The 18,164-nt window shown below is 66.4% G+C and carries 20 protein-coding genes, 1 tRNA gene and 1 pseudogene; 17 read left to right on the forward strand and 5 right to left on the reverse strand.

The window, feature by feature from the left end; translation table 11 throughout:
• The first annotated feature begins 217 nt into the window (after positions 1 to 217).
• The 15 genes and pseudogenes from CF165_RS50355 to CF165_RS53820 form a co-directional block, all read left to right on the forward strand.
• A complete protein-coding gene (locus CF165_RS50355) occupies positions 218 to 427 on the forward strand; it encodes a hypothetical protein (protein WP_143268645.1) in 210 nt (69 codons plus the stop codon).
• Complete coding sequence (locus tag CF165_RS23690; RefSeq protein WP_143268647.1) at positions 428 to 1,342, forward strand: vWA domain-containing protein; 915 nt, start codon at positions 428 to 430, stop codon at positions 1,340 to 1,342.
• Complete coding sequence (locus CF165_RS23695; protein ID WP_143268648.1) at positions 1,339 to 2,424, forward strand: hypothetical protein; 1,086 nt, start codon at positions 1,339 to 1,341, stop codon at positions 2,422 to 2,424. The genes CF165_RS23690 and CF165_RS23695 overlap by 4 nt, the downstream gene beginning before the upstream one ends.
• A complete protein-coding gene (locus CF165_RS23700) occupies positions 2,421 to 3,149 on the forward strand; it encodes a hypothetical protein (RefSeq protein ID WP_093949740.1) in 729 nt (242 codons plus the stop codon). The genes CF165_RS23695 and CF165_RS23700 overlap by 4 nt, the downstream gene beginning before the upstream one ends.
• Before the next feature lie 210 nt (positions 3,150 to 3,359).
• Positions 3,360 to 3,953, forward strand: coding sequence for an MT-A70 family methyltransferase (locus tag CF165_RS23705; protein ID WP_205660949.1), 594 nt, complete (start codon positions 3,360 to 3,362; stop codon positions 3,951 to 3,953).
• Positions 3,950 to 4,150 (forward strand): hypothetical protein, encoded by a 201-nt coding sequence (locus tag CF165_RS23710; RefSeq protein WP_093949742.1) that lies wholly within the window; start codon positions 3,950 to 3,952, stop codon positions 4,148 to 4,150. The genes CF165_RS23705 and CF165_RS23710 overlap by 4 nt, the downstream gene beginning before the upstream one ends.
• A gap of 241 nt (positions 4,151 to 4,391) precedes the next feature.
• Complete coding sequence (locus tag CF165_RS52100) at positions 4,392 to 4,529, forward strand: hypothetical protein (protein WP_205660950.1); 138 nt, start codon at positions 4,392 to 4,394, stop codon at positions 4,527 to 4,529.
• Complete coding sequence (locus tag CF165_RS23720; RefSeq protein ID WP_143268649.1) at positions 4,519 to 6,708, forward strand: type IV secretory system conjugative DNA transfer family protein; 2,190 nt, start codon at positions 4,519 to 4,521, stop codon at positions 6,706 to 6,708. The genes CF165_RS52100 and CF165_RS23720 overlap by 11 nt, the downstream gene beginning before the upstream one ends.
• 166 nt (positions 6,709 to 6,874) lie before the next feature.
• Entirely contained in the window at positions 6,875 to 7,720 is an 846-nt protein-coding gene (locus CF165_RS23725; RefSeq protein WP_093949744.1) for a replication-relaxation family protein, read from the forward strand.
• A gap of 16 nt (positions 7,721 to 7,736) precedes the next feature.
• A complete protein-coding gene (locus tag CF165_RS23730; protein WP_093949745.1) occupies positions 7,737 to 8,348 on the forward strand; it encodes an antirestriction protein ArdA in 612 nt (203 codons plus the stop codon).
• A gap of 52 nt (positions 8,349 to 8,400) precedes the next feature.
• Positions 8,401 to 9,111 carry a hypothetical protein gene (locus tag CF165_RS23735; protein ID WP_093949746.1) on the forward strand — a complete coding sequence of 237 codons (711 nt, stop codon included), beginning with the start codon at positions 8,401 to 8,403 and terminating at the stop codon, positions 9,109 to 9,111.
• Between the two features lie 139 nt (positions 9,112 to 9,250).
• Positions 9,251 to 9,640 carry a helix-turn-helix domain-containing protein gene (locus tag CF165_RS23740; RefSeq protein ID WP_158226821.1) on the forward strand — a complete coding sequence of 130 codons (390 nt, stop codon included), beginning with the start codon at positions 9,251 to 9,253 and terminating at the stop codon, positions 9,638 to 9,640.
• A complete protein-coding gene (locus tag CF165_RS53815; protein ID WP_093949748.1) occupies positions 9,621 to 9,851 on the forward strand; it encodes a helix-turn-helix domain-containing protein in 231 nt (76 codons plus the stop codon). The genes CF165_RS23740 and CF165_RS53815 overlap by 20 nt, the downstream gene beginning before the upstream one ends.
• Positions 9,848 to 11,356, forward strand: coding sequence for a tyrosine-type recombinase/integrase (locus tag CF165_RS23750; protein WP_093949749.1), 1,509 nt, complete (start codon positions 9,848 to 9,850; stop codon positions 11,354 to 11,356). Before CF165_RS53815 ends, CF165_RS23750 begins: the two co-directional genes overlap by 4 nt.
• Before the next feature lie 13 nt (positions 11,357 to 11,369).
• Positions 11,370 to 12,476, forward strand: a pseudogene (locus tag CF165_RS53820) (recombinase family protein); the annotation flags it as partial.
• A gap of 649 nt (positions 12,477 to 13,125) precedes the next feature.
• Here CF165_RS53820 and CF165_RS23765 read toward each other — a convergent pair.
• The 5 genes from CF165_RS23765 to CF165_RS23785 form a co-directional block, all read right to left on the reverse strand.
• A tRNA-Ala gene (locus CF165_RS23765) sits at positions 13,126 to 13,198 on the reverse strand.
• Positions 13,199 to 13,252: 54 nt separating this feature from the next.
• Complete coding sequence (gene sepX / locus CF165_RS23770; protein WP_093949750.1) at positions 13,253 to 14,089, reverse strand: divisome protein SepX/GlpR; 837 nt, start codon at positions 14,087 to 14,089, stop codon at positions 13,253 to 13,255.
• 163 nt (positions 14,090 to 14,252) lie between these two features.
• A complete protein-coding gene (locus tag CF165_RS23775; protein ID WP_093949751.1) occupies positions 14,253 to 14,921 on the reverse strand; it encodes a GNAT family N-acetyltransferase in 669 nt (222 codons plus the stop codon).
• On the reverse strand, positions 14,921 to 16,198 hold the full coding sequence (gene glp, locus CF165_RS23780; RefSeq protein ID WP_093949752.1) for a molybdotransferase-like divisome protein Glp: 1,278 nt from the start codon (positions 16,196 to 16,198) through the stop codon (positions 14,921 to 14,923). The genes CF165_RS23775 and glp overlap by 1 nt, the downstream gene beginning before the upstream one ends.
• Positions 16,195 to 17,100: a UTP--glucose-1-phosphate uridylyltransferase gene (locus tag CF165_RS23785; protein ID WP_093949753.1), complete on the reverse strand. Its 906-nt coding sequence runs from the start codon at positions 17,098 to 17,100 to the stop codon at positions 16,195 to 16,197. The genes glp and CF165_RS23785 overlap by 4 nt, the downstream gene beginning before the upstream one ends.
• Before the next feature lie 24 nt (positions 17,101 to 17,124).
• Here CF165_RS23785 and CF165_RS23790 point away from each other — a divergent pair, with 24 nt between their 5' ends.
• Positions 17,125 to 17,715: a 5-formyltetrahydrofolate cyclo-ligase gene (locus tag CF165_RS23790; protein WP_093949754.1), complete on the forward strand. Its 591-nt coding sequence runs from the start codon at positions 17,125 to 17,127 to the stop codon at positions 17,713 to 17,715.
• Between the two features lie 86 nt (positions 17,716 to 17,801).
• A complete protein-coding gene (locus CF165_RS23795) occupies positions 17,802 to 18,101 on the forward strand; it encodes an FmdB family zinc ribbon protein (protein ID WP_093949755.1) in 300 nt (99 codons plus the stop codon).
• Positions 18,102 to 18,164 lie beyond the last annotated feature (63 nt).

The following is an 18,164-nucleotide window of genomic DNA, read 5'->3' on the forward strand; positions in this document are numbered from 1 at the left end:
TGTCTTGTCGCCGCTTCCCGGGCGGCTCCCCGACACCTCCCCGACTCCCTGAGCTGCGGCTTCTTTCCTTCCCCGGGGTCTCCCCGGGCAGATCAGGGGAAGATCTTTGTCCTCCATCTGACTCGTGCTCAAGTGGTTGCACGCCGCAGATCGGCGCCCGCGAGAAGCAATCAGCCCCCGCGGATTCACAGCCCGCCACCAGCCAAGGAGTCACCCCATGCCCCGGAACCGCTACACCAAGCTCGTTCGCAAAAGCACACGCGCCCAGATCGCGCGTCAAGAAGCCGAACTGCGCTCACTCGCGCAAGAGCTGCGTCAGCCGAGCCCTGACTTCATTCCTCTTTCCATCCGTAACGAGCAGAAAGAGAAGCGCAGTGCCCGCGTGAAGCACCGGCGCCGCGCTAAGCCCGAGAAGAAGGACAACTAAATGTCGGTGGACCACACCAGCAAGGCGCTCCATTTGCCTTGGTCGATACGCCAACAAGAAAGTCACGTCAGGAAATTCCGAGAGAAGGGAACCACTGTGTCCTACTTTACCAACAAGAACCTCACGCGCTCGGCCGTGAAGCGGTCTATCGCAGCCATCGCGCTGGGTGCAGCTGTCGCAGCCATGTCCGCTTGCAGTCCTGCATCGAATTCGGCCGGCCAACTGGCTGCTGACCAGCAGATCCTCTCGACCTGCGACGCCGCGGCCCCGCCGGCTACCGACGTGCAGCTGGATGGCAGCGGCTCGAGCAGCTCGGACGCCATCGCGGAGGAGCGCTTCAAGGCCATCGAGTCGATCGTGCACACCACGGCGATCTGCGGCGGCCGGCTGCGCGTGAGCGTCTTCGCGTCGACCAGCGCGGCGACCACCATCCTCATCGACAAGTCGCTCCACCTGGACGGCGCCACCGACAACGCCCGTCTGAAGAAGCTCCCGCCGCTGGTCACGGACGTCATGACGACCATCCGCGCGAAGTACAGTTCGGCCCTGAAGTCGCTGCCGAGCGGCGGCACGGACATCAGCGCGGAGTACCGGCTGGCCAGTGAATGGCTCGCCCAGGTCGGCGCGCCGTTCAAGCTGCACCTCTACCTGCTGACCGACGGCTTCCAGAACGTCGGCATCGCGCTGGACGAGGGCGCCATCACCAAGCAGCAAGCCGCTGACCTGGCCGGGCGCGTCGCGGTGCCGCAGCTGCCCGGCTCGTCCATCGTGGTCGCCGGACTCGGGCGCGTCGCGAGCGATCCTCCCAGCTCTGACGTCGTCGACGGGCTGGTGGCGTTCTACGACGCGCTCTGCAAGAAGACCGCGGCTGCCAGCTGTGCGGCGGTGACCGACTATGCGGTGAGCGGCCGATGAACCGCCTCCGCACGGCGGGTAGCCGAGCAGATCAGACGACAGCGTGGCGGCGGGAAGCCGACGCGGTCACGCTGCCTCGCCTCGACGGCGCTGCCGCCTGCCCGCGTCCGAACAACGTCGGCACGACGTACGTGCAGCACCAGTACCAGGCGCTCGCCGGCGAACAGGAGTCGCTCTGGGCGGCCGAGGGTGAAGCTGCCGCTCGGCCGCACCAGGCGGAAGCTGCAGGTCAAGCGTCCGCTGCCGAAGCAACTGAGTTCCTCCTCCGCGAAAGCGAAGGCCAGGTCCGAGACGCCCACGCGGATCATCAGCATGCGGCTCGCACCCTCAGTCAGCACGTCAAGCGCTCGTCCGGCGCCAAGCTGCGGTACTGGGTAGGGCTGCCGGTTCTGTGGCTCGGGGACACTGGCGGTGTCTGGACGGCCGCGGTGACGAACGGTGATCTCGTCTACATCGCTTTACTGCTCGCGCTCGCCTCCGGCATGGCGGGCGTCTGTTCCGGCCTTATCGGCACGGAGCTACGCATCATCCGGCTCGCTCGGGCGAGGCAGCGCGAGCCGGAACAGCTGAACGCAGACGAGCAGCGCTACCAGCAGCTATTCGCCGGGCCCGGCGGCGGGATGAACATCGTCAAGCTGGTCGGGCTTGTCTCGCTGACCGTCGTCGGGCTCATAGCCATCGGCGTCGGCAGCCTGCGGGCCTCCATCGAGGGGAGCGCTACAGGGCTGACCTTCGGGCTGCTCGCGGCAGCAACTGCCCTCGCATCTGGCTTGCTCAGCTATTCGGCCGCCGACGACGTCGCCGACCTGTTGGACACGCTCAGCAAGCGCGCCCAGCGTGCCGAAGCTCGGCACCTCAAGCTCGCCGGCTCCGCTCCGCTGCGTCAACGAGCGACTTCCCTCACCAACGCGCGCTCGGTTCACGATGAGCATGACCTCCGCGGCCAAGCTGCCGCCGAGCACATGGAGTCACTCGCCTGGCACATCCACGTCCGAAATCCCGCCGTTCTCGGACACGGCTTTTCAGCTGGTGAACAGGGTGGAGTGATCGGGCGGCGGCCTCGGCGAGGAGGTGCTGCGTGATTCGGCCGTCCCGTTTGTCCCCCGGCGGCCTGCAGGCCAGCCATCTGCTCGGGCTGACCGGCTCCGCTAATGCACCAGCTGCGGCGCTCGAATCCGACGAGGTGTTCTACCAGCTCGGAGATCCCGGGGATCCGTCTCCCATTCCGACGCTCCTTATCGCGGTCTTCGACGACTCCGGCTCCGTCACCGGCCGCGGCGGCAACGATCCGTTGTCAAAGCGGTACGCCGAAGCCGAGCACGCCTTTCAGGTCGTAGCGGGACGTGGTTCGCCGCGCGAGCTCGGAGCCGTGCTGCACTTCGACTCACCGTGCAGGGGCGACGTCGCACCGGTGCCGCTGACACGCCGGGGCATGACCGCTCTGCGCCGTGGGCTGCGTTTCCCCACCGACGCGGTCGGCTCAAGTTCCCTTGAGTCGAGCCTCCGCCAGGCAACCCAGCTCACCGAGGGATATCCGGGGCACGCGACCACGCTGGTCGTCTTGTCGGACTTCCTGCTCCTGGACACCGACCCGGCCCAGGTGTTGTCCGACCTGGTGACCTTCCCCGGCGACGTCCACGCCGTCGTCATGGGGAGCCAGGTGCCGGACGGCGTCCTCGCCGGCGGGATCACTGTCACGCCGGTTACTTGCGACAGCCGCCCCGGTGCCGTGGCAGAGGCTCTGTTCAGCAGCCTGGTCACCCATCGACCAGACAGTAGCGCAGCGGCCTTCGCAGAAGATCCGTAGTCAATTCCACAACGATCGCATCGGAGCGATCAATGCTTTCACCTAAGACGTTCCATCCCAGAAGGACACCGTCGATTCGGTCGAACATTCGCCCGAAACTTCGACCGAACCGATGGTTTCCCTCCCTACCACTCGTCGTCCATAAATAGCCACATACCTGGCTGGCACCTCACCCCGGCGCTGGTCCAGGAAGAGAAAGGAGAGTCATGCGTGACAACAACGAACGAGATCTTACCCGCCATGCCGAAGCAGTTCCGAACCATCCTGGCTGACCCGCCGTGGGATGTCCTCCAAAAAGGAGGCTACGGCGCCGGGCGTCACTACCAGCTCATGACGCTGGAGCGCATCAAGGCGATGCCCGTCGGGGATCTCGCCGAGAACAACGCGCACCTCTGGCTGTGGGTCACGAACGCCACGCTGCGCGACGGCTACGACGTCGCCGCGAGCTGGGGCTTCACGGTGCGCTCGCCGCTCACCTGGGTGAAGTTCCGGATCGGGCTTGGCTCCTACCTCCGTAACACGACTGAGCATCTCCTGTTCTGTACCCGGGGCAAGGCCCCGGTCCAGTTCCGCTCGCAGCCCACCTGGTTCACCGCTCCGGTCCAGGATCACTCCCACAAGCCGGAAGAGCAGTACGCCCTCATCGAGCGGGTCTCGCCCGGTCCCTACCTGGAACTGTTCGCCCGCCGCCGGCCATCGTCCAACGCCAACTGGTCGGTCTGGGGCAACCAGATCCACTCGGACATCACCATTCGCGGCTACCCAGTTCCCAGCGATCGCCGGTCCGACGGAGGTGCTCGGTGAACGACAAGGGCGGCCCGAAGAACCCGCTCGCCTGGCTGCTGCACGCCAGCCTCGTGATGCTCGGCGCATCCATCGCGCTCAACCTGGCGGTCGCGTTTCTGCAGCCCGTCGTGCCCTGGCTGGCCGGCGGCCTCGCAGTGGCCTTTATCGGCTGGTGCGTGGTCACCTTCATCCGGTGGCGGCGGTCTCGCTGGTAACCGCAGCGTACCGACACATGTCAGGCGCACGCGTTGTCAAATAAACAAACAATCTTGACGTTTTGTCTAAAGTAGGTAATAAGTTAAGCCGTTGCCAAGTGTTGAATCCATGCAGCACAAGCGCGATACGGAGAAAGTGAGGTGATCTATGAGCCCAGCACCAAAGAAGACCAGTAAGAACGGAAAGGAGCGTCGTGAACGCCGCTTAAGGGTCCGTAGCGTTCGCCGGGATACACCGGATATGCGCAAGCTCTCCAAAGCCATTATCGGCCTCGCACTGGCCGAGGCTGAGCGCGAAGCTCAGGCGCAAGCCGCCGAAGCCCAGCCCACCAGCGACTCACCCCCATCCGCGAAGAAGGGCGGTCGCCATGGCGCCTGACGCTGGTCACCTCGTCTTCTCCCAGCTCCACCTGCCACGTCCGCTCGAGTCCTCCGCAGTTCTCCGGTTCCTCGAACGTCTCGCGTCCGACCGAGACGAACCGCGGGTCATCTTCGAGGCACGAGCCAGCGAAGCCGGCACCCAGCATCTGCTCGGCTGCCGTGCCAGCGACATACACCCGCTTCGGCGCCTGCTCGGCGACCTGTTGCCCGGCACGGTCCTCACCGGCGCTCCGAACGGCACCGACCCGCGCCCAGCTGTCGACGTGGCCAGGCAGCTTCGGCTGCAGTCCGCGAGCCTGCCGCTTCGCGCGGATACCGCCGAGGCGACGGCGTTAGCACTGCTCTCGGCGCTTGCCGTCCGCCTCCATGCCGGTGAGTCGCTGGTACTCCAGGTCGTCCTCGGCCCGCGGCACACCCCGCGATCAGTGCCGAAGGACGCATCCGATCCCAATGGCACTCTGCTCGGAGCACTCGTTACCGGTGGTCGACCCGTTAGTTCCGATACGCGCCACCGCCTTATGGACCGGCTCTCCCGAAGTGGCTTTCGAGCCACCATCCGGCTCGGCGCCGCCAGCAGCGACACCGATCGGCGACGGCGCTTCATTACGGGGATGCTCAGCGCGATCTCCACCGCACGCAGCCCCGGCGTCCAGGTAACGCTGGTGCCGGAGAAAGCGACAGCACTCAACGACGCGCGGCTGCCCTGGCGCTGGCCGTTGCACCTGGCAGTACCCGAACTGCTCGGGCTGCTCGCGTGGCCGCTCGGTGAGGGCGAGCTGCCTGGGCTGCCATCGCTGCATCCCAAACCACTGCGTGCCGCCCAGGGCGTGCATACCGGCCCGCGGGTCTTCGCGATCAGCGCTGCGCCCGGCGACGACCGTCAGATCGGGATCTCCGCAGAGGATCAGACCTACCACGGGATTGCCTATGGCCCGAGCGGCTCCGGCAAGACCACCGCGATTCAGCATTTGATCCAAGCGGACATCGAGGCGGGCCGCGCCGTCGCCGTTCTCGACCCGAAGCGCCAGTTGATCGACGACCTCTTGGCGCGCATCCCGAAGAACCGCATCGACGACGTCGTCGAGCTCAACGCCGGCGACCTCGCACCCATCGGCTTCAACCCGCTCGACGTCGGGCAGCGCGATCCCGACGTCGTGGTCGACGGCATCCTGGCGGTCTTCGCCGCCGTCTTCAGCGACGGCTGGGGCCCACGCACCCAGGACATCTTCTCTGCGTGCCTACGCACGCTGGCCAGAGCCAGTACGCCGAAAGAACCCGCCACACTGGTTGACCTGACTCGGCTGCTCACTGACTCGGCGTTCCGTCGCCAGCAGGTCGGCCGCATCCAAAGCGACGTGGCATTGGCCGGCTTCTGGGCGTGGTACGAGGGGCAGTCACCTCAAGCGCAGGCAGCCGCGATCGCTCCGCCGCTGAACAAGCTGCGCCAGTTCCTGCTCCGCCCAGCGCTGATCCGGATGCTCGACCAACGCCGTGGCCGCTTCCGGCTCCGCGACCTGTTCCGCGAGAACAAGATCGTCTTGGTGCCGCTCAACGAGGGTCTCATCGGGCCTGGCACCGCCAGCCTGCTCGGCAGTCTGATCGTGGCGGACATCTGGCAGGCCACGCAGGAGCGCGCTGGCGACCCTGGTGCGGCGAAGAACCCGGCGACGATCTACATCGACGAGGCACCGCGCTTCCTGAATCTCCCCGTCTCGATGGCTGATGCGCTCGCCGTGTCGCGCTCACTCGGTGTCGGCTGGTTCCTGGCCGCCCAGTTCCGCTCCCAGTTCCCACCGGCCCTCGCTCGGGCCGTCGACATGAACGCTCGTTCCAAGATCCAGTTCGCCACCGAGTACGAGGACGCTCGGGACACCGCCAAGCTCACCCGCGACCTCACGCCCGAGGACTTCCAGTCTCTGCCCCAGTTCCATGCCTACGCCAACCTCGTCGCGAATGGTCACCCCTCGGGCTGGGCCCTGATCAAGACGCTGCCACCGACGCCGCCCACGATCGACCCGGCCATCGTCCGCGCGGCTTCGCAGGCCAACTACGCCCCTGTCGAGGACACAGCTCCACCGAGCACCTCTGAGCCAGACGGCGCGCTCGTGGTCACGCCTGCCCCCGAACCAGCACCTCAACCGATCGAACGGATCGGCCGGAAGCGGAGGACGTCATGAACCGACGGATTGACATCAAGAGCAGTGTCTCCACCCATATGTTCGCCCGTACCTTCGTGTCGTCCCTCCTTCTGCATCCCCGCAGGTCATACCCCCTACATCTCCCCTCTCGGGATGGGACTGACCCCCAATCTGGGGGTCACCGGGCGGACCGAGGAGACGGCGCATGAGCCCGACCGACGTCACCAGCTTGCTGCTCCAACTGTCGGAACGGGACATCTCGATCCTGCAGTCGATCAGCACCCATCGACTGCTCTCGACCGCCCAGATCCGGCGACTGCACTTCGCCCGCGGGCACGCCACCCTCGGTGCTGCGTCCGGCGCCGTCATGCGGGTCCTGACCCGCCTGGAAGAGAAGAACCTTGTCGTCCGCCTGGGGCGGCGCATCGGTGGCGTCCGCGCCGGGTCGTCCGGCATTACCTGGCAGCTCGGTGCGACCGGCGAGCGCCTGATCCGCACCATGGAAGGCAAGAAGTACCGCCGCCGGCTCGTCGAGCCGGGAGCCACCTTCGCGGCGCACACCCTTGCCACCGCCGAACTTGCCGTCACGCTGCACGAGCTCGGCGAGGCTGGCGTGATCGAGGTGGTCAGGATCGAGACTGAACCGTCCTGCTGGCGCTCCTTTGCCGGCCCGCACGGCACGCTCGAGTGGCTCAAGCCCGACCTGTTCGCCATCACGGTGAGCGGCGACTACGAGGACCACTGGTACGTCGAAGCGGACCTCGCCACCGAACATCCCACCGTCGTCCTCCGCAAGGCGAAGCTCTACCAGCGCTACGCGGCGACAGGCGCGCACCAGGTACGCCACGGCCTCTTCCCTGCCGTGGTCTGGGTCGTGCCGGATGTCACCCGGCAACGAGCACTTCAGGCCGCACTGGCAGGCGACAAGGCCATTCAGCCCGGACTCTTCCAGGTCGTGACGACGTCGGGGTTCCGGCAACTGATCGCCAGTGGGGTTCTGATCCGCCAGCGGCGGCGAAGCCCGACCACCAGAACCAACAACTCATCTTGAAAGGAGGTACTACCTAATGGAAAGACAACCACATCAACCTGAATCCGACGACGAGTTCGACGAGCACCCACGCACCTTCGACTCCGAGCGACAGCAAGCCCGCCATCCCAGGATCTACGTCGCCGACCTGGCCAGCACAGAGCGCGGCATCGAGCACGGCCTGTGGATAGACGCCGACCAGTCGGCAAGCGAGATCGACGCGGACATCGAGGCGATGCTGGCGAGCTCGCCGGTACCCGGCGCCAAGCTGTGGACGATCCGGTCCGCGGAGGACTTCGACGGCATCGACCTGTCGACCGTTACCGACAGCGCGGTCATCATGGACCTTGCTCGCGGCCTTATCGAGCACGGTCGCGCCTTCGCAGCGTGGGCCCGGTTTGTCGGCAACGACCGCACGCGAATCACCGAGTTCCGCGACTCCTACACCGGCAGCTACCAGTCGCAGGAAGCCTGGGCGTGGGCCCTCGTGGAGAACCTCGGCTGGCACCAGGAGCTCGATCGGCGGATCACCGACACGCTGATACGCCCGTATGTCGTCTTCGACTACGAGGCGGTCGCCCAGGACGCTAGCGCCAGCTGGCACGTCCTGACTGATCCCGACGGGACCGTTCATGTCTTCGCCCGTTGAGGCGGCGCACGGCACCGCCTGCACACCACCAAGAATCGAAAGGAGGTACTACTTGGAACAACAACCGCAGAACCCATATGACCGGAACCGACGCATCCCCGCCCGGGAGAAGCTGGAGTCCGGCGAAATCGACCTCACCGGAAGCGTCCAACAACCGGAGGCCTTGGCCGACGTCATCTTCGACGCGGTGACAGAGGCCGGCGGAGTCGGCGAGAAGATCCCCGACTGGGGCGCCCGGGTCATCGCCCGCGAGCTTGCCAACCGCATCCCGGTGCCCGGCACCCTGCACCACTACGCCGTCACGGGCAGCGTCGACCACCTTGGGCTCGCTCGCGAACTGGCGATCCATGCGCAGTTCGGCGACGTCCAGACGAAAGAGCTTTGCGATATGCTCGGGCTCTACCTGATCAAGCAACCTGCTGGTCGTCCTGGGTATCCCGCAGACACCACGACGGCTGTCGAACAGGGACTACAAGAGCACGGCGCACCCTTCTGGGCTTACCTCCAGCTGCACCCAGGCGAAGCCCCTGACGACGTTGTTGAACGCTTCAACGACTTCCACGTCGGCAGCTTCGCTGGCCTGGACGACGTCGTCGATGAGCTGACTGAGATCAAGCCCTTCATGGACGCGATCAAGGAAGCCGAGGAGCGATGGGGCTTCGAAGACTTCGTCACGCTTGATCAAGAGCGTCTTGAACGAACCGTCCGGGCTACCTGGGACGTCATCGAGTTCGATGGGAAGTTTCATGTCTTCATGCGCTAGCGGCAGCGCTGTGCAGGCAGCGTCAAGACGTCCAATAAATCCAATAATCGGAATACTGTTGCGGAATTGTCAACAATGGGTGCTTTGGTGCGCAAACGGAGGTAAAATAGGGAAACAAATAACGGAGACTTTCGCGAACATGACTGACGATGCCGCACGCCTTTTCGGCGAATACCTTAGAGACCTACGCACGCAGCGCAAGCTGAGCGCTCGTGGTCTCGCGGCTAGAGCAGGCATTGACAGCGGGACCGTCACGCGTCTTGAGCAAGGTGGCATCCACGCACCCAGCCCGTACACCTTGAAGCAGCTGGCAAAAGCTCTCGACGTTCCACTCGCCGACCTGTTCGCCATGGCCGAGTACGTCACAGCAAGCGAGCTGCCAGACCTCACGTCCTACATCAACACAAAATTCGGCCATCTTCCCGCTGAGACTCGAGCCGCGATGGCCCAGTACTGCACCGAACAAGCCAGCTCGTATGAAAGCGAGCGATCACAGAAAGGAGGCACCTATGACCCAACCAAATACTGACGCACCCAACGCCAACGCAGCACCCGAGCCACCGCGCCTTTTCACCGTCACCGAAACGAGCGAACGACTCCGGGTAAGCCGATGGCAGGTATATGCACTGATCAACCGACGAAGGCTTAAGACCATCCGCATCGGCCGACGACGGCTCATCGCTGAGCCCGACCTCACTGCGCTGATCAAGGAGCTACGCGACGAGGGAGAGTCGCTGTGAGCCGCAAGGCAAACGGTGAAGGATCGATCTACCGCCGCAGCGACGGTCGGTGGGTCGGCTCGGCATTCGTCGACACCGTGGGCGGCAAACGCAAGCGTATCCACGTCTACGCCGCAACCCGCCGCGAAGCACACGACCGCCTCGAAGACAAGCTCACTACTGCTCGACGCGGCGTCCCTACTCCCGACACCGAGTGGTCCGTTGGCGCCTACCTTGACTACTGGCTCACGGACGTCGTAGCGACGAAGAACCGTCCCCGCACTGTCGAGCTCTACTCGTCAACCGTCCGGCTCTACCTGAAGCCCACTCTTGGGAAAGTCCGCCTCACCAAGCTCTCCGTCCAGACGGTGCAGACGCTGCTCAACGACCACCTGACCCAAGGCCGATCGATTCGAATGGTTCAGCTGATGCGGAGTGTCCTTCGAGCCGCGCTCAGCCGTGCCCAGCGCGAAGAACTAGTGGCCCGCAACGTAGCCAAACTGGTCGAACTGGAGGCCTGGAAGCGCAAGCCGATCCAGCCCTGGAGTCTCGACGAAGCCATGCGGTTCCTCCAGGCCGCAGAAGGACACCGGTGGTACCTCGCCTACGTCATGTTGGTCGCCTACGGCATGCGCCGCGGTGAGGTGCTCGGGCTGCGCTGGTGCGACCTCGACTTCGAGCGCGGCATCGTGCACGTCACCCAGCAGTTGCAACGGATCGGGTCGGAGCTCGAGCTGGGCCCAGTGAAGACAGAAGCCGGACAACGGGACCTCCCACTGCTGGCGCTGCTCCGCGAAGGGTTTGAGGGGCTCTACCGAGAGCGGCAGGTTGAGCGAGACCAAGACCTAGTGTTCCTCAGCAGCACCGGTACCCCAGTCGATCCGAAGAACTTCGTCCGCGCCTTCCACGAGATCAGCGAGAGGGCCTGCCTGCCCCGCATCACAGTGCACCACACGCGCCATACAGCCGCGACACTCCTCAAGAACATGGGCGTTCCGGCTCGCGACGCGCAGCTCATCCTCGGCCACTCTCACGTCACGACGACGCAGCAGCTGTACCAGCACGGCGACTTGAGCGGCCAGACGAAGGCACTTGAACGTATCGAGCAGCTGCTAACAGGGGGCGCTGCTGTCAACACTGCTGTCAATAGCGACTTTTCCACAGGTGAAGGCGCGATATTTCGCGCACTCACCCCTGGAGGGCCATCTGAGACTCGAACTCAGGACACCCTGCTTAAGAGCTACATGTTGTCAGAAATACACGCGATTTCTACCCCCGTTATCAGCCACCTACGCGCACGTTCTTACGCACACGTCGTCGGATGGGGTGCTGTCAAGGTCTGCTGCAACGACGACTCCCGCTTGTTCACCGTAGCCACCCAAGTCCGAGTCTGGGTCGATCTATTGCGACTCATTCGCCAGACCGAGACCACAGCTTTGATTCAACGGTGCTTCCCCTTCGCCCTACTTCCAGCTTCAACCTTGGAAAAAAGTCCTTCGGCTGACCCACGCGAACACACCAACTAGAAGGGAGGGTCCCATGACCGAGCAAGCCTTGAACCGCAACGTCGCCCGGTACGCGACTGGCGAACGTCGCCGCAAGCGAGCCGTGCTCTACCTTCGCGTATCGACGCCTGGACAGGTCCACACCGACTACAACCCGGAAGGCATCTCGATCCCGGCCCAACGCGAGGCTGGTAAGCGGAAGGCCGAGCAGCTCGACGCGGACATCGTCCGGGAGTTCGTAGAGCCCGGTCGCACCGCCACCAGCATCGACAAGCGGCCAACTTTCCAGGAGATGGTCGCCTGGGTGAAATCCCACAGGGACATCGACTACGTCATCGTCTACCACTTCAACCGGGTCTTCCGAAACAGCGTCGACGCAGGCATCACTAAGCGGGATCTGAAGAAGGTTGGTACCCGGGTCGTCTCCACCATCCTCGACATGGGAGAAAGCCCGGAGAGCGCGATGGTGGAGACCATCCTGCACGCCGTCGACCAGTATCAGTCTGAGGCAAGCGGCGCGGACATCAGCTACAAGATGGGCCAGAAGGTCCGGAACGGTGGCACGGTCGGTATCGCTCGCCTCGGCTACCTGAACGTCCGTGTGCCGAAGCCCGAGGGTGGCGAGATCCGCACGATCGCCGTCGACCCAGAGCGCGCGCCGCTCGTCCGACTGGCCTTCGAGCTGTACTCGACCGGCGACTACACGCTAGCGGACCTAGACGAGGAGTTGTACGAGCGCGGCCTGCGCACCCGACCGACACCGCGGCGGCCGGCCAAAAGGGTATCGATCAACAAGCTGTCGCTGATGCTTCGCGACCGGTACTACATCGGCTACGTCACACATCAGGGCGAAGAGGTCCGCGGTCGCCACGAACCACTTATCGACCCTGTCCTGTTCGACCACGTCCAAACCATCGCAAGCTCACGAACCGCCGCGAAGGAGCGTCGACGCGTGCATCACCACTACCTCAAGGGATCGCTGTTCTGCGGCCGCTGCCGGAAGAACGGCAGAACTTCGCGCATGATCATCCAGCACACGGTCAACTCGCGCGGCTACGAGTACACGTACTTCTTCTGCCGGAACAAGCAGAGCGGCGACTGTAGCGCCCCGCACATCAACGTCCTACTCGTCGAGGAAGCTGTCGAGACGCACTACGCGACCATCCGGTTCAGCCCTGACTTCATTGCAGACGCCCGAGCCCACGTCGCTGTCACCCTCCAGGACGAGCGAGCTGCCACGCGCCTGCTGCAACAGCAGCTCACCGCACAGCTCCGCGAGCTTGGCACCAAGGAAGAGAAGCTGATCGACCTGGTCGCCGGCGGCGACGAGACAATGCCGCAGGACAAGATCAAGGAGAAGCTGCGCGACATCGGTCGACAGCGCCAGCGCCTAACCGAACGCCTAGACGAGACCACCGAGGACCTCTCGGAAGCCGCCCGGCTGGTCGAACTCTGCCTGACCCTGCTCGATGACTCGCAGGCCCTATATCGACGGTGCGACGACGAGCAACGGCGGCTACTCAACCAGGCTCTCTTCGAGCACATCTTCATCGAGGACGAAGAAGTCACCGACTACGACTTGCGAGAGCCGTATGCCACACTGCGCTCAGTCGAGGAGCGCCACCAGAGTGCGAGCAGCGACAAGCCTGATCCGGGCGCTACCACCGCGCTGCTCAAAGATGACACGAGGGGCGTCTCCGGATCCGGAGACGCCCCTCGTGTCATGAACGATGTTGAAGTCTTACTAGCGGGCATGGACTTGGTCCAGTGTTCTAGTAAGCCCTCCAGCGTGGAGCTGAGGGGAATCGAACCCCTGACCTTCTCGATGCGAACGAGACGCGCTACCAACTGCGCTACAGCCCCTTGGTTGTGCTCGTAGAGCTTAGCAGTGCCCTACGAGCACCTCACTCAGGGGGGTCACTCTCCGACCGCACGCCGGTAAGGCCCGGTCCCGGGCTCGTCGAGCTCCTCGAACGCCGGGTCCTCGTCGTCGAGGTCGACGACCACCGCGCTGCGGCGGACGCGGGATGTCGGGGACGGGCGGCGCTCGACCACCTCGCGGCGGACCGGCTCCACGACCTCGACGTCCTCGACCTCCGCGCGCTCTTCCTCCACCGAGGCCGAAGGCGAAGGAGCCGGAGCCGAAGAAGACGGGCGCCGCGGCGCGCGGGTGCTGTTGAAGCGGGCGAGCCGACGCTGCCGGATCTCCTCCTCGATGCGCACCTGGCGGCGCAGGTACACGAGGTAACCGACCAGCACGACGTCGATCGCGCCGTGGCCCCACCAGGCCAGCGGGACGACGAAGCCGGCCACGACGGCCGTGGCCACCGCGATCACCAGCAGGATGACCACGACGCGCTGCCGGAAGCTGTACTTCGCGCGGGCCGCGATCTCGGCGGCTTCGGGGTCGAAGCCGCCCCGGCCGGGACGGTAGCCCGGCCGGTCGCGTTCGGCCCGCGAACCGCGCTTCGGCTGCGGGAGCGGCTCCGGTTCGGGTTCCGGCTCGTCGAAGTCGTCTTCGAGTTCTAGGTCTGCCTCCAGCTCGGCGAGGTCGTCCTCGACCGAGGGCCGGGACCTCCCGGGATCGGACATGGCGAATTCCTCCCGGTCTTCGTTGCGTCCACTACGTACGACCCTGGCCGCGAGCGCCGAGTCGATCGTCCTCGCGACCTGCTGCCGCCGGCGCGCGACCATGGGCACGAGAACGACGAGCCATGCCGCGGCGAGCGCGACGATGATCACGGAGCTGGGCATCTCCCGTCACCTCCCCCGATCCTTCCACCATGAATCACGCTAGTCACAGGAGTAACAGATCGGGCGGAGGCTCGCCGGTTTCGATCACGGAAATGCCTCACCGGATTAGGTGAAACTCACAGCATGTGGTAACGCGGCTACTGACCCGGGTGGGTAATCACCTTCAGGCGTAGCTGGCGCGGCCCGACGCGACGAGCCGCGACACCAGCCCGGCCCCGGTCTCCTCGCGCGTGATGGCGTAGCAGTAGTGGTCCCGCCAGGCGCCGGCGACGTCGAGGTAACGCTCGAACAGCCCCTCCTGCCGGTACCCCGCCTTGGTGAGAACCCGCAGGCTGGCGGCGTTTTCCGGCCGCACGGTGGCCTCCAGCCGGTGCAGCCCGGCCGGGCCGAAGGCGTGGTCGGTGACGAGCGCGACGGCGGCCGTCGCGACCCCGCCGCGGACCACGTCGGACGACACCCAGTAGCCGATCCAGGCCGACCTGAGCGACGCCCTGATGACGTTACCGACAGTGATCTGGCCTGCCAGACGCCCGTCCAGGGTGATGGTGAACGGCAGGCACTGACCACGCCGAGCGAGCGAACGTAACGCCGCCCACTGGGACGGCCACGACCAGAAGGCGTTGCGTTCCGGCCACGGGCCGACGCCGGCGGGCTCCCACATCTCGAGATGCGCCCGGTCCCGGAGCCGGATCCGGCTCCACTCGCCAGCGTCGCGCAGCCGGACCGGCCGGACCGCGACCTCGCCCGCGGGCACCCGCAGCGAGCCGAGCCGGGCCGGCCACCCCGGGTGCCGGCTTTCGACCGGGTAGGACACACCCGACACGGCGTTCATCAGGCCCGTTGTGCCAGGAAGGTGACCTGGACCTGCTCGCCCGCGGGCACCTCGGTCAGCTCCTCCGGCACGTTGATCAGGCAGTTCGCCTCGGCCAGCGACGCGAGCAGGTGCGCCCCGGACTGGCCGAGCGGCTGGACCAGGTATTCGCCGTTGGCCTCGTCGCGCAGCAGCTGGCCGCGCAGGAACCCGCGCCTGCCCTCGGTCGACGTGATCGGCGACAGCAGCCGCGCGCCGACGATCCGCCGGTGCGGGTTGCGGGTCCCGCGCGCCGCGCGGATCAGCGGCCGCACCAGCACCTCGAACACCACCAGCGCGCTCATCGGGTTGCCAGGGATGAGGAACGTCGGCACCGAGTCGGGGCCGAGCCTGCCGAAGCCCTGGACCGAGCCGGGGTGCATCGCCACCCGCGTCATGTCGATCCGGCCGAGGTCGGACAGCGCGGCGTGGACCTCGTCTCCGGTGGTGCCCCCGGCGCCGCCCGCGACCACGACGATCTCCGACATCAGCAGCCTGCCCTCGACGACCTCCCGCAGCCGTTTCGGCTCGCTCGGCACGATGCCGACCCGGCTGACCTCGGCGCCCGCGTCCCGGGCGGCCGCGGACAGCGCGTAGGAGTTGACGTCGTAGACCTGCCCGACCGACGGCGTCCGGTCGATGTCGACCAGCTCGTCGCCCACCGACACGATGGACACGCGCGGCCGTGGGTAGACGAGGACTTTCGCCCGGCCGACGGCGGCCAGCAGGCCCACCTGCGCCGACCCGATCGTGTCGCCGCGGCGGACCGCGACATCACCGATCTGGACGTCTTCGCCGGCCCGGCGCACGTATCCCGCCGACGGCACCGAGCGGTGCACGGTCACGCGAGCCTGGTGCCCGTCGGTGTAGGCGAGCGGCACGACCGCGTCGGCGAGCGTCGGCAGCGGCGCGCCGGTGTCGACCCGCACGGCCTGACCGGGCTGGAGCCGCCGCGGCTGGCGCGAACCCGCCGCGATCTCCCCGACGACCGGCAACTGCACCGGTTCCTGCCCGGCGTTGCGGACGTCGACGCTGCGGACGGCGTACCCGTCGATCGCGGCCTGGTCGAACCCGGGCAGCGCGTGCTCGGCGACCACCTCCTCGGCGCAGAGCAGGCCCTGGGCCTCGGAGATCGCCACGCGCACCGGCTGGGGCCGGACGGCGGCGTCCAAGGTCATCGAGATCTGCGCGTCCACCGAGCGCAGCTCGGCCTCGTCCCCGGCCACTTCGGGCCGCGCCGCGTCGAGGGATTCCGTCATGGGCGCTCTGTCCCGATCCGTTCCGTCAGCCACGCCCGTAAAGATGGACCGTACTCGGGCGTTTCAAGCGCGAAATCGACCGCGGCGCGCAGGAAACCACCCGGATTCCCCAGGTCGTGGCGTCCGCCGCGGTGCACCACGACGTGCACCGGGTGCCCCTCGCTGATCAGCAGCGCCACCGCGTCGGTCAGCTGCAGCTCGCCACCGCTGCCCGGCGTGATCCGCTTCAGCGCGTCGAAGATCGCCCGGTCGAGCAGGTAGCGCCCGGCCGCGGCGTAGGTCGACGGCGCGTCCTCCGGCTTCGGCTTCTCGACCATCCCGTGCACCCGCTTGACGTCTTCGTCGTCGGTGTCGGTGACGTCGAAGACGCCGTACGGCGAGATCTCGGCCTTCGGGATGTCGAACGCGCACAGCACGCTGCCGCCGTACTGGGCGCGGACCGCGCTCATCCGCTCCAGCACGCCGGTGGGTAGCACCAGGTCATCCGGGAGCAGCACGGCGACGGCCTCATCGTCGGGCTTCAGGTTCGGCTCGGCCTGCGCGACGGCGTGGCCGAGGCCGAGCGCCTGCTCCTGGATGGCGGTCTCGACGGCGAGCAGTTCCGACCCGCGGCGCACCTTGGCGAGCAGTTCGGTCTTGCCCTTGGCCTCGAGGTTCTGCTCCAGCTCGGGCTGCTTCTCGAAATACTTGACGACCGCGTCCTTGCCCGGCGAGGTCACGATCACCAGGCGTTCCGCACCCGCGGCGGCGGCCTCGGCCGCGACCAGCTCGATCCCCGGCGTGTCCACCACCGGCAGCAGTTCCTTGGGCACGGCCTTCGTCGCCGGAAGGAACCGTGTCCCCAGGCCGGCGGCAGGCACGATGGCGGTTCTGAACGTCTGGGTGGTTGCGGCGCCCGTCATGGGCGCAAAGCCTAACGTGAGGTCATGCACGCGCTGGGCAATGAGCACCTGAGCAAGGCGGAGTGGCGCGACCGGCTCACGCGCGCGCGGGCGGACCAGACGGCCGAATCCCACGCCCGCGAGGCATCCGCGCTGGTCAGCGTGGTGTCGAAAGTCACAGTCGGCACCGTGTGCGCCTACCTACCCTTCGGTAACGAACCGGGCACGACAGCGTTCGTCGACGCGCTGGCGGCCGGGGGCGCACGGGTGCTGCTGCCCGTCATCCTCTCGCGGACGGAGCCGCTCGACTGGGCCGAGTACACGGGCGAGGCCGATCTGGTGCCCAGCCGGTTCCGCGGGATCCGCGAGCCGGGGGGAAAACGCCTGGGTAGCGACGCCGTGGGGGCGGCCGAGCTGGTCCTGGTGCCCGCGCTGGCCGTGGACCACCGGGGCGTCCGGCTCGGCCGGGGCGCCGGCCACTACGATCGCTCGCTGGTGTTCGCCGCGGCCGGCGCGACGCTGCTGGCGGTGGTCCGTGACGAAGAGCTGGTCGAACGGCTGCCCGGGGAACCTCACGACGTGCGCATGAGCGGGGCCTTGACACCGGGTCGAGGCGTGCTCGAGCTGCCGATGTGAGCAACGAGGAATTGCTTTCGGGGAATGCTTTCAAGCACAATCGGGTTAGCACTCTGGTCGGATGAGTGCCAGCAAAGGAGCCGTCAGTGCCTACGTACCAGTACGCCTGCAAAGAATGCGACCACCGGTTCGAAGCCGTGCAGTCGTTCTCGGACCCCAGCCTGACCGTGTGCCCGCAGTGCTCCGGCGCGCTGCGCAAGGTCTTCAGCTCGGTCGGCGTGGTCTTCAAGGGCAGCGGGTTCTACCGCACCGACTCGCGCGACTCGAGCAAGTCGAGCACCGCGACGACGCCGGCGAAGACCGAGACCAAGACTGAGTCGAAGCCGGACACGAGCGCGGCATCATCCTCCTCGGGTACGACGAAAACGGCCGCCGCGGCGTCCTGACGCCGGAGGTTGTCCACAACACCCCGGTTGTCCACAGATGCCGGACGCGGCCCTTCCGGCGGC

Source organism: Amycolatopsis vastitatis, assembly GCF_002234595.1.
Taxonomy (GTDB): domain Bacteria; phylum Actinomycetota; class Actinomycetes; order Mycobacteriales; family Pseudonocardiaceae; genus Amycolatopsis; species Amycolatopsis vastitatis.

What these genes read in the sequence shown, in the direction of transcription:
- CF165_RS50355 (WP_143268645.1), top strand. Translation starts at nt 218, where the DNA reads ATGCCCCGGAACCGCTACACCAAGCTCGTTCGCAAAAGCACACGCGCC.
- CF165_RS23690 (WP_143268647.1), top strand. Translation starts at nt 428, where the DNA reads ATGTCGGTGGACCACACCAGCAAGGCGCTCCATTTGCCTTGGTCGATA.
- CF165_RS23695 (WP_143268648.1), top strand. Translation starts at nt 1,339, where the DNA reads ATGAACCGCCTCCGCACGGCGGGTAGCCGAGCAGATCAGACGACAGCG.
- CF165_RS52100 (WP_205660950.1), top strand. Translation starts at nt 4,392, where the DNA reads ATGCGCAAGCTCTCCAAAGCCATTATCGGCCTCGCACTGGCCGAGGCT.
- CF165_RS23720 (WP_143268649.1), top strand. Translation starts at nt 4,519, where the DNA reads ATGGCGCCTGACGCTGGTCACCTCGTCTTCTCCCAGCTCCACCTGCCA.
- CF165_RS23725 (WP_093949744.1), top strand. Translation starts at nt 6,875, where the DNA reads ATGAGCCCGACCGACGTCACCAGCTTGCTGCTCCAACTGTCGGAACGG.
- CF165_RS23730 (WP_093949745.1), top strand. Translation starts at nt 7,737, where the DNA reads ATGGAAAGACAACCACATCAACCTGAATCCGACGACGAGTTCGACGAG.
- CF165_RS23740 (WP_158226821.1), top strand. Translation starts at nt 9,251, where the DNA reads ATGACTGACGATGCCGCACGCCTTTTCGGCGAATACCTTAGAGACCTA.
- CF165_RS53815 (WP_093949748.1), top strand. Translation starts at nt 9,621, where the DNA reads ATGACCCAACCAAATACTGACGCACCCAACGCCAACGCAGCACCCGAG.
- sepX (WP_093949750.1), bottom strand. Translation starts at nt 14,089, where the DNA reads ATGCCCAGCTCCGTGATCATCGTCGCGCTCGCCGCGGCATGGCTCGTC.
- CF165_RS23775 (WP_093949751.1), bottom strand. Translation starts at nt 14,921, where the DNA reads ATGAACGCCGTGTCGGGTGTGTCCTACCCGGTCGAAAGCCGGCACCCG.
- glp (WP_093949752.1), bottom strand. Translation starts at nt 16,198, where the DNA reads ATGACGGAATCCCTCGACGCGGCGCGGCCCGAAGTGGCCGGGGACGAG.
- CF165_RS23785 (WP_093949753.1), bottom strand. Translation starts at nt 17,100, where the DNA reads ATGACGGGCGCCGCAACCACCCAGACGTTCAGAACCGCCATCGTGCCT.
- CF165_RS23790 (WP_093949754.1), top strand. Translation starts at nt 17,125, where the DNA reads ATGCACGCGCTGGGCAATGAGCACCTGAGCAAGGCGGAGTGGCGCGAC.